Origin of the sequence: Campylobacter sp. IFREMER_LSEM_CL1846, assembly GCF_025772105.1 — a bacterium.
GTDB lineage: Bacteria > Campylobacterota > Campylobacteria > Campylobacterales > Campylobacteraceae > Campylobacter_D > Campylobacter_D lari_D.
In genome coordinates this window covers 42,734-58,393 of the sequence record NZ_JAKMRM010000001.1, presented here as the reverse complement: position 1 = coordinate 58,393, position 15,660 = coordinate 42,734, and the positions used below count along the sequence as shown (strand labels likewise).

General features: G+C 28.3%; 12 protein-coding genes. 1 reads left to right on the top strand and 11 read right to left on the bottom strand.

Going from position 1 to position 15,660, the window contains the following annotated elements; all coding sequences use genetic code 11:
- Positions 1-105: 105 nt before the first annotated feature.
- Together groL and groES are read right to left on the bottom strand one after the other, a co-directional pair.
- The gene (gene groL / locus L8W40_RS00290; RefSeq protein ID WP_070256698.1) at positions 106-1,743 is read right to left on the bottom strand and encodes a chaperonin GroEL; all 1,638 of its coding nucleotides are present in this window, start codon (positions 1,741-1,743) and stop codon (positions 106-108) included.
- Positions 1,744-1,756: 13 nt separating this feature from the next.
- A complete protein-coding gene (groES, locus tag L8W40_RS00285; protein ID WP_039626536.1) occupies positions 1,757-2,017 on the bottom strand; it encodes a co-chaperone GroES in 261 nt (86 codons plus the stop codon).
- Positions 2,018-2,180: 163 nt separating this feature from the next.
- On the opposite strand from groES, the gene L8W40_RS00280 reads away from it, so the two are divergent.
- Positions 2,181-4,724 carry a hypothetical protein gene (locus tag L8W40_RS00280; RefSeq protein WP_263664383.1) on the top strand — a complete coding sequence of 848 codons (2,544 nt, stop codon included), beginning with the start codon at positions 2,181-2,183 and terminating at the stop codon, positions 4,722-4,724.
- 31 nt (positions 4,725-4,755) lie between these two features.
- Here L8W40_RS00280 and hpf read toward each other — a convergent pair whose 3' ends face one another.
- The 9 genes from hpf to leuS all read right to left on the bottom strand — a co-directional run bounded on the left by hpf (position 4,756) and on the right by leuS (position 15,652).
- Entirely contained in the window at positions 4,756-5,274 is a 519-nt protein-coding gene (hpf, locus tag L8W40_RS00275) for a ribosome hibernation-promoting factor, HPF/YfiA family (RefSeq protein WP_220566860.1), read from the bottom strand.
- A gap of 79 nt (positions 5,275-5,353) precedes the next feature.
- The gene (locus tag L8W40_RS00270) at positions 5,354-6,034 is read right to left on the bottom strand and encodes an endonuclease III domain-containing protein (protein ID WP_263664382.1); all 681 of its coding nucleotides are present in this window, start codon (positions 6,032-6,034) and stop codon (positions 5,354-5,356) included.
- A complete protein-coding gene (locus L8W40_RS00265; protein ID WP_263664381.1) occupies positions 6,031-8,970 on the bottom strand; it encodes a DEAD/DEAH box helicase in 2,940 nt (979 codons plus the stop codon). The genes L8W40_RS00270 and L8W40_RS00265 overlap by 4 nt, the downstream gene beginning before the upstream one ends.
- On the bottom strand, positions 8,960-9,364 hold the full coding sequence (locus L8W40_RS00260; RefSeq protein ID WP_263660127.1) for a bactofilin family protein: 405 nt from the start codon (positions 9,362-9,364) through the stop codon (positions 8,960-8,962). The genes L8W40_RS00265 and L8W40_RS00260 overlap by 11 nt, the downstream gene beginning before the upstream one ends.
- Entirely contained in the window at positions 9,292-10,203 is a 912-nt protein-coding gene (locus L8W40_RS00255; RefSeq protein WP_243705623.1) for a M23 family metallopeptidase, read from the bottom strand. Before L8W40_RS00255 ends, L8W40_RS00260 begins: the two co-directional genes overlap by 73 nt.
- Complete coding sequence (locus L8W40_RS00250) at positions 10,190-11,359, bottom strand: Mur ligase family protein (RefSeq protein WP_263664380.1); 1,170 nt, start codon at positions 11,357-11,359, stop codon at positions 10,190-10,192. Before L8W40_RS00250 ends, L8W40_RS00255 begins: the two co-directional genes overlap by 14 nt.
- Position 11,360: 1 nt before the next feature.
- Complete coding sequence (locus L8W40_RS00245) at positions 11,361-12,728, bottom strand: hypothetical protein (RefSeq protein WP_263662498.1); 1,368 nt, start codon at positions 12,726-12,728, stop codon at positions 11,361-11,363.
- A complete protein-coding gene (gene lptE, locus L8W40_RS00240; RefSeq protein WP_133318709.1) occupies positions 12,729-13,226 on the bottom strand; it encodes an LPS assembly lipoprotein LptE in 498 nt (165 codons plus the stop codon).
- Positions 13,223-15,652: a leucine--tRNA ligase gene (gene leuS, locus L8W40_RS00235; RefSeq protein ID WP_263661829.1), complete on the bottom strand. Its 2,430-nt coding sequence runs from the start codon at positions 15,650-15,652 to the stop codon at positions 13,223-13,225. The genes lptE and leuS overlap by 4 nt, the downstream gene beginning before the upstream one ends.
- Positions 15,653-15,660: the final 8 nt, after the last annotated feature.

The following is a 15,660-nucleotide window of genomic DNA, read 5'->3' as shown; positions in this document are numbered from 1 at the left end:
ATTTTACATCTATTATAACAAAATAAAACGAGTATGAAAAAATATAAAAGAATTTAAAAGAGTTGCTATAAAAAGCAACTCCAAAAAGAAGTAAAAAAGATGGTATTACATCATACCACCCATGCCTCCCATACCGCCCATACCACTCATATCAGGCATAGCAGGTTTATCTTCTTTAATTTCGCTAATTGTAGCTTCAGTTGTTAAAAGCATACTAGCTACTGATACCGCATTAAGTAAGGCTACTCTTTCTACTTTAACAGGATCGATAATACCGCTTTCAAGCATATTTACATATTCACCTTTTGCAGCATCAAAACCAGTATTTTCTTCTTTACTATTTTCTACTGTATTTACAACTACACCAGCATCAAATCCAGCATTTTCAGCAATTTGTCTTAAAGGTGCTCTTAATGCTCTTTCTACAATAGCTGCACCAATAGCTTCATCACCTTGCAAATTCAAGCTGATTTTTGATTTTGCTTTGATTAATGCAGCGCCACCACCTATTACTATACCTTCTTCAACTGCAGCTTTTGTAGCACTTAATGCATCATCAACTCTATCTTTTTTCTCTTTCATTTCAGTTTCAGTAGCCGCACCAACTTTAATCACCGCTACACCGCCGCTTAATTTAGCTAATCTTTCTTGTAATTTTTCTCTATCATAATCTGAACTTGTTTCAGCAATTTGAGCTTTGATTTGGTTAATTCTTGCATCAATATTTGCTTTTTCACCTGCACCATTTACAATAGTTGTATTGTCTTTATCAATAATCACGCTTGAAGCTTGACCTAAATCTTGAATACTAGCACTTTCTAAAGTTCTTCCAAGCTCTTCAGAAATCACTTCACCACCTGTTAAAATAGCAATATCTTCAAGCATAGCTTTTCTTCTATCGCCAAAGCCAGGAGCTTTAACTGCTGAAATATTTAAAACACCTCTTAATTTATTTACAACTAAAGTTGCCAAAGCTTCGCCTTCAATGTCTTCAGCTATAATTAAAAGTGGTTTTCCTGTTTTTTGAATTTGTTCTAAAATTGGTAATAAATCTTTTAAGTTGGCAATTTTTTTATCAAATAACAAAATGAAAGGATTTTGCAATTCAGCTGTCATTTTTTCAGTATTTGTAATGAAATATGGGCTTAAATAACCTCTATCAAATTGCATACCTTCAACTACATTTAATTCATCATTGATTGATTTTGCTTCTTCAACAGTGATAACACCATCTTTTCCAACTTTTTCCATAGCATCAGCGATTAAATTTCCGATTTTCTCGTCTGAATTTGCAGAAATTGTCGCAACTTGAGCTATTTCTTTTTTATCTTTAACTTCACGAGAAAGTTTTTTAAGTTCAGCTACTATAGCTTCGCAAGCTTTATCCATACCTCTTTTAACTTCGATAGGATTAGCACCTGCTGTAATATTTCTCAAACCTTCTTTAAAAATAGCATGCGCTAAAACTGTTGCTGTTGTTGTTCCATCACCTGCTTGATCAGCTGTTTTACTAGCTACTTCTCTAACTAAAGAAGCACCCATATTTTCTAAAGAATCTTTTAATTCCACTTCTTTAGCCACACTCACACCATCTTTTGTGATAGTTGGAGCACCAAAACTTTTTTGGATTAATACATTACGACCGCGTGGCCCCATAGTGACTTTTACAGCATCATTAAGTTTTTTAACACCTTCATAAAGTTTATTTCTTGCTTCATCTGAAAAAAATATTTCTTTTGCCATTTTTTATCCTTTTTTATTTAATAATCCCTAAAACATCTTCAACATTAAGAACTAAATACTCTTCATTATCAAGTTTAATTTCAGTTCCACCGTATTTTGCAAACATTACTTTATCATTTACCTTAATATCTTCTATTTCTTTGCTTACTGCAACAACTTCACCATTTAATGGTTTTTCTTTAGCATTATCTGGTATAATAATCCCAGAAGCAGTAGTTTTCATTTCTTCTAAGCGTTTTACTAAAATACGCTTTCCTAGAGGTTGAAAATTCATTTTTTATCCTTTCTAAAATGTGCCATTTTTTAGCACTCTTTGTTTTTGAGTGATAGAATTATACATTAAAGAAAGTTAATTGTCAATAAATTAAGTAAAATATATCATATAAGTTTAGTCTATATCACTAAATTTATATGATATATCATTATAAAGGTTTCTCATGAAAAAAATTCTTTACATTCTTTTAGGTGTAGTGTGTATAGCATTTCTAGCTATATATACATTATTATTTACAAGCATGGGTAATGCTTTTTTAAAGCCAAGAATCGAAACGATTATTGCTCAAAAAAGTGGTATGAATGTTAAATTTGAAAATTTTAAAATTAGTTTTTCACAACTTGACATTAAAGCAAACATTGATGATAAATTTTTTGCTAACATAGAAGGTGGTATATCACCTTTAAGACTAGGATTTGATTTAAACTATCTTTTAGGACTTAAACAAAACTATATTCAAAATCTTGGCTTAAAAAGTGATAAAGATTTTACATTTAAAGGTAGTGCTGTAGGTAAAAGTAATGATTTTTTAGTAAAAGGTAATGGGTTTTTGTTTGATTCTAATCTTAGCTTAGATGCAAAAATTGTTGATTTTTCTCCTATAAATCTTGAATTTATTGGTAAAAATATAGATTTGGCTCAAATTTTAGATTTTGCTAATCTACCAAGATATGCTCAAGGAAAAATTAGTATTATAAGTGATATACAAGCTAAAGATTTAAAACCAAATGGTAATGCTTTGATTAATTTTTACACAAGTTCTATCAATAATACTCTAATTGAAAAAGATTTTAATCTAAGCTTACCAAAACAAAGCTATATAAAAGGTGAAATAAGATCTTTAATCCAAAGCAATGAAGTTATTTCTAAAAGTGAAATTTTAAGCAACTTCTTCAAACTTTATACACAAAAAAGCATTTATGATATAGCAAAACAAAGCTTAACTAGTGATTTTGATATCAAAATAGATGATTTTAATCAATTTTCATCTCTAGCCAAAATGAAACTCCAAGGTAAAAGTCAAATTCAAGGTAATTTAATTTTTGCAAACAATCAATTGCAAAAATTAGATGCTGACTTACTTGGATTTGGTGGTAACTTAAAAGCTGTTTTAGAAAATAATAATCTTAATATCAATACAACTAATATAGAAGTAGCAGAACTTTTAAAAACCATATCCATACCTGCTTTTATTAATTCTAAATTAGTTTTAGATTTAAAAGCACAAGGGCTTGATTTTAAAAATTTCAATCTAAACACTAGGTTAAACAATGCAAATATAAATGTTATGGAATTTAAAAAACTAAGCAATCTTGATTTTCCAAAAACAAATTTTAACTTACAAGCTAAAGCAAATGCGAAAAATTCTTTGATTGATTATGAAGCTTTACTTGATTCAAACATAGCAAAAATACCTCAACTAAAAGGTTCATATAACCTTACAAACAAAGATTTAAACGTACAAATTAGTGCTTTTGTGGATAATCTTAACAAATTAAAACCTTTAACCAAACAAGATCTCAATGGACCTTTAAATTTAGATGCCAAAGTTGATCTTAAGTCAAATCAAATTCAAAATCTTGATGCAAATATTAAAATCATGCAAGGGCTTATCAATGCAAAATCCAATGGAAAAAATTTACAAGCGAAAGTTGATAATATAAAATTAGAACAACTTTTTCCTTTGATAGGACAAAAAGTTTTAGCATTTGGTGATGTAAATGCAGATATTGACTTAAAGTCACTTGATTTTAACAATATTAATGGTGATTTTAAAGCAAATATTAATTCTTCTTTTAATGAAGTAGAATTATCTAAACTTTTAGAAAAAAAATTTCCAAAGAATACTTCAGCAAAAATCAATCTTGATGGAAAAATTTCTAAATCAATCATTGATTTTAACGCTAAAGTTCTAAGTTCATTTGCAAATATTAATTCATTAAAAGGTAAATTTGATCTTAATCAAATGGCTCTAGCAAGCACTTATAATATATCATTGCAAGATTTTTCTAAGTTAGGATTTTTAGTTGATAGAAACTTAAAAGGCAAGGCTGATTTTGAAGGAAAATTTGATTTTAAAAACGCTTTAATAGATGCAAGTATTAATAGTAAAAATATATTTAACGGCTCGTTAAATGCCACTTTAAAAAATAATATTTTTAACGCTAAAATGCAAAATACCGATCTTTCAAATTTAACTCAAAGCTTAGATTTACCTGATTATTATCAAGCAAAATCAAATTTAAGTATTGACTATAATCTTTTAAAAGAAAGTGGTGTGGTGCTAATGAATTTAGCCGATGGGCGACTTAAGAAAAATCTCATCACAGGTGCTTTAATGTTACTTTTACAAAAAGATATCACTCAAGATGTATATCGCAACGGTGAAGCCAAAATAAATATCAACAAAAATCTTATAGATTTAAATTTAAACCTAGTGGCTGATAGAAGCAATATAAATATTAGCAAAGGTAAGGTTGATACAAAAAGTACCAAATTAAACATTCCCTTTAATATCGTCATTGATAGAGCAAACTTCAAAGGTGTTATAAAAGGAACAACGCAAGATCCTAAAGTAAGTCTTGATACAAAAAGTGTTGTAAATTCTATTGTTAATACAATAGGTGGAAATGCTAGTGATGGTGCTAAAAATACAGGTAAAAAAGTAGATCAAGCAATAGATAAAATTTTTAACAAACTCTTCTAATAAATCTAGCCTTTAAAAAAGGCTAGATTTTTTAAAATAAACCAAATTTACCATCTTTTTTCTTATATAGCACTCTCATTTTTGCATCTATGTCATTAAAAACTAAAAATATATCTTTACTTGCTTTTAATTTTTCCAACGCTTCTTCAATTTCCAAAGGCTTATATAGCTCAAGTTCTGTTGGAACTATCTCATCTTCCTCAATCAAGCTCGGTAATACTAAATTTTCTTTTATCTCATCTTGATGTTTATGGGTAATATTTTTATCATGCAATCTTCTTAAAACCTTAGAAATTCTATCAGTAGCTAAATCTATAGCAGCGTATAAGTCTTTATCTTTTTGCTTTACAACCACTGTATTAATACCGGCTAGATTAATGCTAAATTCAGCCCAAAATCCTTTCTTTCCATGCCTTTCATCAGCACTTATAACACAACGCGCAGAAATCACATCTAAGCCATATTTACTTAAAGCATCAAAGCTTTTTTCCACATACTCTTTTATAGACTCAGTTAGCTCAAATTGCTTTCCAACTATACTTGTATTCATTACTTCTCCTTTTTATGAAGTTAAATACATTATAGCACTTTAATCGTAAAAAAAATAACTTTTTAAATAAAAAATAAATTTAAAATTTTAAAGGATCTAGAATAAATACACCATCCTCTGAAAGTTTTTTACCTTGAAAGTGTGTTTTACAAAAAGAAACAATTAAAGCATGAAAAATTTGATAAAGCTCATATAATTTACATTCTTTTTTTAATAAAACACACAATTCTTGTTGATTTTTAGCTATGTCTTTTTTTAAAAAATCTGCCAACTCATCATAACTTTGACACTCATAGCCTAAATAATTAGCTATTTTTGCACTATAAGCATCAACTACTAAAACTTCTTTTTTGCATATATAATTTAAAATTCCATCAGCACTTTCTTGACCAAAACCCTTAATATCCAAAAGCCATTCTCTATCAACTTCTTCTTTAAAAAGCTCAAAAGAATTAAAATATTGAAAATATTTTTGAGTAAAATTTTTAATATATTTTGCCTTAGTATTATAAAATCCACTTGGCTTTATTAAAAACGCTAAATCTTGAGTATTTAAATTTGATAAATCTTCTATTTTAGTAATATTTGCTTGTTTTAAATTTATCAAAGCTTTCAATACATTTTTCCAGTTTGTATTTTGAGTTAAAACTACAGAAATTAAAATTTCAAACTCACTTAAAGTATTATTTTCTAGCCATTCAAAATCTTTATAATCAATATTTGCATTAACTAAAGCTTTAAAAATTTCATATCCACTCATGCTTTTTCACTCTTTCTTAAATGCATCAAAATAGCCTCAATTACATCATCATCGTCTTTACTTTTTGCTTTAATGACTTCTTTGCTCTCATCATCTTTTACAAAACAAATATTTTGTTCATAATTGCTCACTAATTTATAATGTTTGCTAGCTAAAATTTTTATGATGATTAAATCCAAAAACTGCTTTGTGAAGATATCAGGTCTTCCAAAACGATCATTCATCTCACTTTCTATCTCATAAACTTCATTAGCACTCATACACTTACTAAGTCTTCTGTAAAGTTCTAATCTCAAACGATCTTCGCTAATATACTCACTATTTAAAAAAGCATTGATATTAAGCTTTAGATCTATTTTTTTCTCTTTAATTTCTTCTTTTTTACTTAATTTATTAATCTCATCTTCTAACATTTTAAGATACAAGCTATAGCCAATTTGCTCTATATGCCCACTTTGATCTACGCCTAATAAATTTCCACCACCACGAATTTCTAAATCATGGTAAGCAAGCACGCTTCCTGAACCTAAATAAGAATTACTCTCTAAACTCGTAAGTCTTTTTAAAGAATCTTTTGTGATTTTTTCCTTATCTTCAATCAAAAAATAACAATATCCTTGCTTAGCACTACGCCCTACTCTTCCTCTAAGTTGGTGTAAATCAGCCATACCAAAGCGATCTGAATTTTCTACTATGATAGTGTTTGCATTTGCCAAATCAATACCACTTTCAACTATAGAAGTACAAAGCAATAAATCATATTCTTTATTTTCGAATTTAATCATTTCTTCTTCAGTAATTTTTGCATCAATTTTAGAATGCAAGATTAAAATTTTTAAATTTGGAAACAAATCTAAAAGATATTTTTTACACTCATCAATACTTGCTATATGATTGTGTATATAAAAAATCTGTCCTGCTCTTCTTAATTCTCTTGAAATAGCTTCTTTAATCAAAGCATCACTACTTTCTCTAACAAAGGTACGCACATCCAAACGATCCTCAGGTGGAGTTTGTAAAACACTATATGACTTTAAAGAGCTAAGAGCTTGATTTAAACTTCTTGGTATAGGCGTTGCCGACATAGATAGAATATGTGAATTTTTACTTAGTTCCTTGAGTTTTTCTTTTTGTTTTACACCAAATTTATGCTCCTCATCTATCACGACTAAACCCAAATTTTCACACTCAACCCCTAAAAGAGAATGCGTTCCAACCACTACACAAGGCTTATTTTCTTTTAAAAATGCTAAAACTTGTTTTTTTTCTTTAGCACTAGTAAAACGATCTAGCTTAAAAACCTCTATATCAAAAGAATCAAATCTTCGTTTTAAGGTTTTAAAATGCTGGGCTGAAAGCAAAGTAGTTGGCACAAAAAATAAAGCCGTATAACCACTTTTTACACAAGTAAATATAGCGTTCATAGCAACTTCTGTTTTACCAAAACCCACATCGCCACTTAAAAGCCTATCCATCACCTGCATACTTTTTAAATCTTGAGTGATTTCTTGACAAACTTGACTTTGATCTTTAGTGTAAAAAAATCCTGCCTTATTGATAAATTCATCTTGTAATTCTTGAGAAATTTTTAATTCTTTTGCTTTTATCAAAGCTCTAGCCGCTGCTAAAGAAACTATATTTGAAGCAATGGCAAATAATTTTTCTTTTAATCTTTCCTTGATTTTTAAAAAACTTCCTTTTCCAAGCTTATCAAGTAAAGGCACACCACCACTTGCACCGATATATTTATCAATCATATATAAATTTTCAACAGGCAATAAAAGCTTATCGTTATTTAAATACCCAAGAGCGACAAATTCTTTTTTTGCTCCTGCTATTGCAATAATCTCAAGACCTAAAAATTTAGCTACACCATAATCTTCATGCACAACAAAATCCCCAACTCTAAGTTCATCTATTACCAAACTTGCTTTTCTAACTCTTTTGTTTTTTTCTTTTTTATTTAAAGATATGATAAGCTCATCTTGAGTACTTAAATTAATTCTTTCTTGGGATATTTTTAATTTAATATTTGAAAATTCTTGTAAATTTAAAGCTTTAAACAAAGCTTCATTTTTTGCCAAAATAGTAATTTTTTTATCTTTGTGAAAAGTGAAAAAATCATAATTATAAGAACTTACCAAATCTTTATAAAATTTTGGTTCAGGTAAAATATTTTGATTGATTTTACTAATATCTTCTTCAAAATCATTTACATCAAATTTTTTTATGCTTACAAAATTTAAATCTAAATAATCACAAAAATCATCAACACACCAAAAACCTAAAGAATTAACATCATTTATAATACTTTGGCTTTGGAAATTTTGAATTTTTTCTTGTAAATTTTCATATTGCTCTTGACTAAAAGCACTCAAAAAAGGACAAATTTCTATATTGGAGAGTTCAGTAGGGATTGATTTTTGTGTATGTATATCAAAATATCTTATACTTTCTATCTCATCTGAAAAAAGTAAAATTCTGAAAGGTTGTTCTTCATTAATCGCAAAAATATCTATAATATCCCCGCGTATTGAAATTTCACCCTTATCTTGAACTATATCTACAAACTCATATCCACTATGTAAAATTTCTTCTTTAAATTTCTCTAAAGCAAGAAGTGAATTTCTTTTAAGAATAATGTTTTTTAGATGCTTTTTACCTGGTAACTTTTGCAAAATTGTTTTTATAGGAGATATTAAAATTTTATTTTCATTTTCTTTATGATAAGCATTTAATACTTTACAAATTTCAAAAAGTTCTTTAGAAAAAGAGCGTAAATCGCTACCAAATTCTGCTCTAAAATCAGGTAAAATAAAAGTTTTTAATTTTAAAAATAAGCAAACTTGAGCTAATTCATCTGCTTCTTTATCATTCTCACAAATTATTAACTCAGTTTTATTACTTAATAAATATTCATATAATTTAGCTTGCATTTTCTGAATTTTCTATACTCACATCAATAGTTGCAAGCTCTTCTTCTTTTTCAATTATTTTACTACTTCCGTTAAATTTCCCACCATTTTCAATACTTAATTGTTTAACTATGATATTACCATTAAGCACACCGCCAGATAAAATTTCTAAAGAATCAACTTGCATTTCTCCCTCAAAAACTCCATTGATTACTATCTTACTTGCCTTAACTTGTCCTTTTAAAACACCACTTTTACCTATCACTATCACATTAGAAGAATTAATTACTCCTGTAATTTCTCCATCTAAATGAAGCATAGAATCAAAATAAAATTTTCCTTCTATTTTTGCTCCGTTTGAAATGACTGTAGTTTCGGATACTGCAGCAATAGAGCCTTTATTAAAGATTGCCATGGCACTCTCCTTTCTTTTTCAAAAATTTGTTCATAGTTTTTTCGGTTTAAATCTATAAAAATCTTAGGATCTAAAAGTTTATTAATAAATCTAACCTCATAATGCAAATGCGGCCCCGTAGAAAGACCTGTATTTCCCGTATAACCCAACAAATCACCTTTTTTTACAAATTGCCCTGCTTTGACAACATCCTGACGCGTCATATGCGCATAAACCGTTTTAAAACCAAAATTATGGATCAAAATCACTGAGTAACCATAACCATTATTGCTATATGCAGCGTATTCAACCACTCCATTTGCAGGCGCATAAATAGGAGTTTTTAAAGCTGCTCTTAAATCAATACCTGGATGAAACTCTTTTTTATTTAATATAGGATGATGACGCCATCCAAAATTACCTGTGACTCCATTATCTTCTATCACATGACCATTTGGAATTTGTGTTAAAAATAAATAAGCTTGATCATTAGTAAGTTTGACTTTTTCTAATCTTTCTGGTATATCTAAACTTTCATCTTGCTTTAAGCCTAAATTATCCTCAATATCTGCAAGTTGGGTTTGGAGTTCATCATATAAGGCTGTTTTTTCTTCTAAACTTTTTTGCATACTCTCATTTTGAGAAAACAATTTAGTATTCTTTGAAGATAATATTTCTTGTTCTTTTAAAAGCTCTGAACGCTTATCTGCTAAATAATTAATATATAAAGCACCTAAAACTATAACAACAAAAACAAAAGTAGTAAAATAAATTATTACTTTTTTTATAATCTGACTTAATAAAAAATGTCTAGAACCATTTACATCTGTAATAGTTAGCGTAAATTTATCTTTCATTATAGCCTCTTAAAAATTTTTCTACCAATACAAAAGAACCAAAAACTAAATATAACTCATCTTTTTTTATTTGTTCAAATTTTTGATAAACAATATCTAATTTTTCTAAATTATCTAGCAAAACAGAACCCGCCAAAGGTCTATCTTTACTTTCATAATCATAAATTTCAACTATTTTTATTATAGGTTTTAAGACCTTTAAAATTTTATAAGAATCTTTATCTAAAAAGCAATTATAAACTAAATGAACTTTTTTTTCCTTGAAAATTTCAACTAAAGCTAAAGCCGCCATTTCATTATGTCCTACATCAATAAAAATATTTTGACTTATTTGCTCGCACCTTCCTTTTAAATCAAGTTTTGGTAGATTTTTGATACTTTGAATTAATTCTTTTTCATTTTTAGCACAAATTTTAGAAAAAGCTTCTAAAGCTAAAAAAAGATTATCTTTTAAAAAAGTTGCAAAATTGTGCTTTTGAATATATTCTTGCACATAAGGATTAATAAAATTATTTTTTTCTAGCAAACTGATACTTAAACTAGCTCGTTTTAAATTTGCTATTTTTTGAGCCAAATTTAATACTTTTGCTTCTTGCTTATGATTAATTAAAGCTTTGGCACTCATGGCTTTTAATTTTGTTCTTGCTATTTCTTCTAAATTTTTACCTAATAAATCTTGATGATCAAATCCTATTTTAGTAAAAATACTAAAATCTATTTCAAAAACACTTGTCGCATCATACTCCCCACCTACTCCGGCTTCTAAAATCACATAATCACAATCTTTAAAAATAAAAAAAGCTAAAAAAGTAGCGTATTCAAAATAACTAAGTTTTTTCACATCTTCCAAAAAAACACTTTCTAGTTTTTCATGCGCTTTTTCTAAAAGTTCATTGCTTGCAATTTTGCCATTTAACCAAAATCTTTCATTAAATTCAAAAATATGTGGACTTGTATAATGACCTACTTTATATCCTTGCTCTAAAAGTAAAAGCGCTAAAAATCTACCCGTACTTCCTTTACCATTAGTGCCAATAATTTGGATATTTTTAGTTTTTGGAATAAATTTTTTATACTTCTCATACATGCTAAACATAAAAAATCTACTAATTTTTTGCACATACATAGTTTTTTGTGAAAGTGTTTGTTGAAATTTCATGCTAAGCTTTTTGGATTAATTCTTTTAAAATATCACCATCTGGAAATTCTTTTTTTTCTATGCAAGAAGATGATAAAATAAGTTTAACTACTTCTTCTTTATAAATAAATTTATAATCATCTATAAGCTTTAAGGCTTTTTCTATAAAAATCTGAGCACTTTCTAAATTTTTACCCGGAAGTATAACCAAATAAGAACTTTCATCTAAAATCCAAATTTCACCCATATCTTTACATAAATCTTTAAGTATCTTTTTAAACTTTCCACTAATTGCCTTAAAACTATCAACACCATAGACATTAATAACATGCTCTATATTATTAATTTTAAAAAAACATAATGCATAATTAACAGCATAAAGCTTATAGTTTTCATCAAGTTTTTTAAGTTCTTGAGCAAGACTCCACTGCTCTCTTTGCTCATCATCACTTGTGGCTTGAATTTGAGTTTTAATTTGCGCTATTTGCTCGTTTGCATACAAAAGTTTATCTTTTAGTGTATCAAAATTAATTTGAACATTACCATTTTCATCTTTAGTTAAAGCATTAATAAATTTCACATCTTCTTGGCTGTTATCATAAAGCTTTGATACCATTTCATTTAAGCTTTCTAAGTGCTGATTAAAAAAAGAAAGGTTTTTTTGTATATAATATTTATCTGTTGCTTCTTTTTTTTGCAACATTAAATAATACTCATGTGCAAATTCTTTCCTGGCAATTAATTTAGGATTTTCTTTTAAATTTTGTTTAAACTGCTCAAGCTCTTTACTTGCTCCAAACAAAGACTCCAAAGAAGCTAGTAAAAGTTCAGCCTGCTTCTCATAAGATCTCTCCTTTAACATAACAATGAGTTTTTCAACTAAAGTGTGAAAATCCAAAAACGCTCGAATATTAAATTCTTCTAATTTTTTTAAAAGCTCATAATCCTCATAAGATTTTTCAAGCTCTCTCCATTTAGCCCTTAAAAGATATATGGTTTCTAAATCCATAGCTTGAGATAATCTGTGTTGAGTAATTTTTGCTAATTCTTTGATTTTTTTATCTTTGCTAATACTAAGCTGTTGCACAATCAAATCAAGCAAAGCATAAACATCTTCATATTTTCTACTTACTTGCCTATTAAGTCTAGAAACTAAAAACATCAAAAACTCATCAATAGTTCGAATGCTTTTTCCTTTTAGCTCTTGCTTATAAATATCATCTAAAAGATTAGTATATTTTTCTATCCTTGCTTTATTAAAACTCATCACTCCCGCTTTTTTAGCACATTCTTCAAATACCTCACTATAATTTTCAGGAGTTGGATGCAACTTACGCTCTTTTAATTTTATCAATGTTTCTTTTGCAATCTCATTGATATGACTTGCCATTTATTTATAACCCCTAATAGCTATGATAGAAACAAATTCATCAAAAGCTTCACTTGATGCATTTTTAATTGCTTCAAATCTAGCTTGATCGCTAATAATAGAATTTGGATTAATATCAAAATTATAACTTCCCTTGGTATTTACAACTTCTTCTTTACCATTTTTATAACGCATAAGAAATTCCAAGTAAAGCTCTGCTTTATAATTAACTACATAACCATTTCTATCATACACCATAGGATGAAATTCTAACTTTTTCATCGTAACTATAATAGAACTATCTGCATTATGCTCATCTGTGACTTTTCTGCCAAGCTTATTAAGCATAGCTTCTCTTAAAATATCTGTTATATAAACACTATTTTCGGGATCTTGTTTACTAATATTGATTTTCAAAAATACATTTTCACCCAAAACCCTACTTGCCATTTGAGATGATGGGATATATCCACAAGATATAATAAAAAAAGCAAAAAAAGATATTAAATATTTTTTCATTTAACCACCAAATTTACCAATTTCTTATCAATATAAATTTCTTTTACAATGGTTTTTCCTTCTAGCCATTTTGCAACATTTTCTTTAGCCAAAGCTAAAATCTCATCTTCTTTAGCCTCTGAATTTATTTCAATCTGTGCTCTTTTTTTACCATTAACACTAATAGCTATATTAAAACTATCTTTTACAAAAACTTCTTCTTTTATTTTTAATACTTTAAAATTTTCACATTTAAACAAATGCTCGCTAAGCTCAAAACAAACATGAGGGATAATAGGCTCTAAAATATTTAAAATAATATAAAAAGCTTCTTTTAAAACTTCTTTATGATTTATAGCATTTAAGGCATTTAAAGCTTCCATACATGCAGCTATTAAGGTATTAAAGGCAAAACTTTCTTCATAAACTTCAAAAGATTTTTTCAAAGCTTCATATACTTTTAATCTAGCATATTTTTCTTCTTTATTTAAACTTTGATGATCAATTTCTTGTAATTTTCCACATTCTAAACTCATAGCCTTTTCATAAAGCCTATTGATAAATTTAAACGCACCCTCTAGCGCACTATCGTTCCATTCAAGTTCTTTAGCAGGTGGTGCAGCAAACAATATAAACAATCTTGCACTATCTGCTCCATATTTTTCTATAATATAATCAGGATCAACTACATTACCCTTAGATTTACTCATCTTAGCACCATCTTTAGTGACCATTCCTTGGGTTAAAAGTCTATTAAAAGGCTCATCATCTTTTAAATAACCCAAATCTCTAAGTGCTTTTTGGAAAAATCTAGCATAGAGTAAATGCAATATCGCATGTTCAATCCCGCCAATATATTCATCAACATTCATCCAATAATTAACACTTTTTTCATCCACCGCTTTTTCTTGCCATGTTTTATCATCACTTGCAAAACGCGCAAAATACCAAGAACTTTCAAAGAAAGTATCTAAAGTATCGCTTTCTTTTTGTGCTTTTTTACCACATTTTGGACAAATGCACTCTTTCCATATTTCATGCTTATCAAGTGGATTTCCCTCTCCATTTATAATCACATCTTCAGGCAAGGTAATAGGTAAATTTTCTATTTTTTGAGGAACTATGCCACAAGAATTACACTTAATCATTGGTATAGGAGCACCCCAATATCTTTGTCTAGAAACACCCCAATCACGAATTTTAAAATTGGTAACCTTTTTACCAATACCCAAAGATTCAATTTTTAAACTAATTTTTTCTCTAGCATCATTACATTCTAATTGATCAAATTCGCCACTATTAGTTAAAACACCTTCTTTTAAAGTGTAGCATTGTGCATCATTTTCATCTTTATAAATTACTTTTTTTATAGCTAAATTATAAGTTTTTGCAAACTCATAATCTCTTTCATCATGAGCAGGCACACTCATAACAGCCCCACTACCATAATCACTTAAAACAAAATTAGCTACCCATAAAGGAATTTTTTCTTTACTTAGTGGATGGATTACATGAAGATTTAAAAAATACCCTTCTTTTGGCGCAGCTTGTCTTTGGCGGGGTGTTTGATTTTGTATATTTTGAATTTTTATAATAGTATCTTGATCTAGTAATTTTTTATCAATTAATTCGTTTACTATTTCATGATCAGGTGCTAAAGCAATATAAGACACTCCATAAATAGTCTCAGCTCTTGTTGTAAAAACATTGATCTTTTTTGCGCTGATTTTATCATTTTCTTCTATATCAAAATCAAAACTAAGCCCTGTGCTTTTACCTATCCAATTTTCTTGCATAGTCAAAACCTGACTTGGCCATTTTCCTTCTAATTTTTTAAGATCTTGCAATAATTCATCTGCATAAGCGGTAATTTTTACATAATATCCTGGCATTTTTTTTCTAATGACTTCATGTCCGCAACGCCAACATTTGCCATCTTCAACTTGCTCATTTGCCAAGACTGTTTTATCATTCTCACACCAATTAACTTCAGCTTCTTTAGTATAAACAAGTCCTTTTTCATACATTTTAATGAAAAATTCTTGCTCAAATTTAGTATATAAAGGATCAGAAGTAGCAAACATTCTTTTTTTAGAAAAGGAAAAGCCCAAAGAAGCAAGTTCATTTTGCATATAATCAATATTTTCATAAGTCCATTTCTTAGGATGAATACCGTGTTTTATCGCAGCATTTTCAGCAGGCATACCAAAACTATCAAAACCTATAGGATGTAAGACATTAAAACCTTTTTTTCTATAATATCTAGCCATAGCATCACCTATGCTATAGTTTCTCACATGTCCCATATGAATTCTACCACTTGGATATGGAAACATAGATAAAATATATTTTTTTGGTAAAGAAAAATCATCTTTTGGCTCAAAATATTCTTTTTCTTGCCAAATTTTTTGCCATTTTTTTTCTATTTTACCTGCCTCATATGCCATTTTAACTC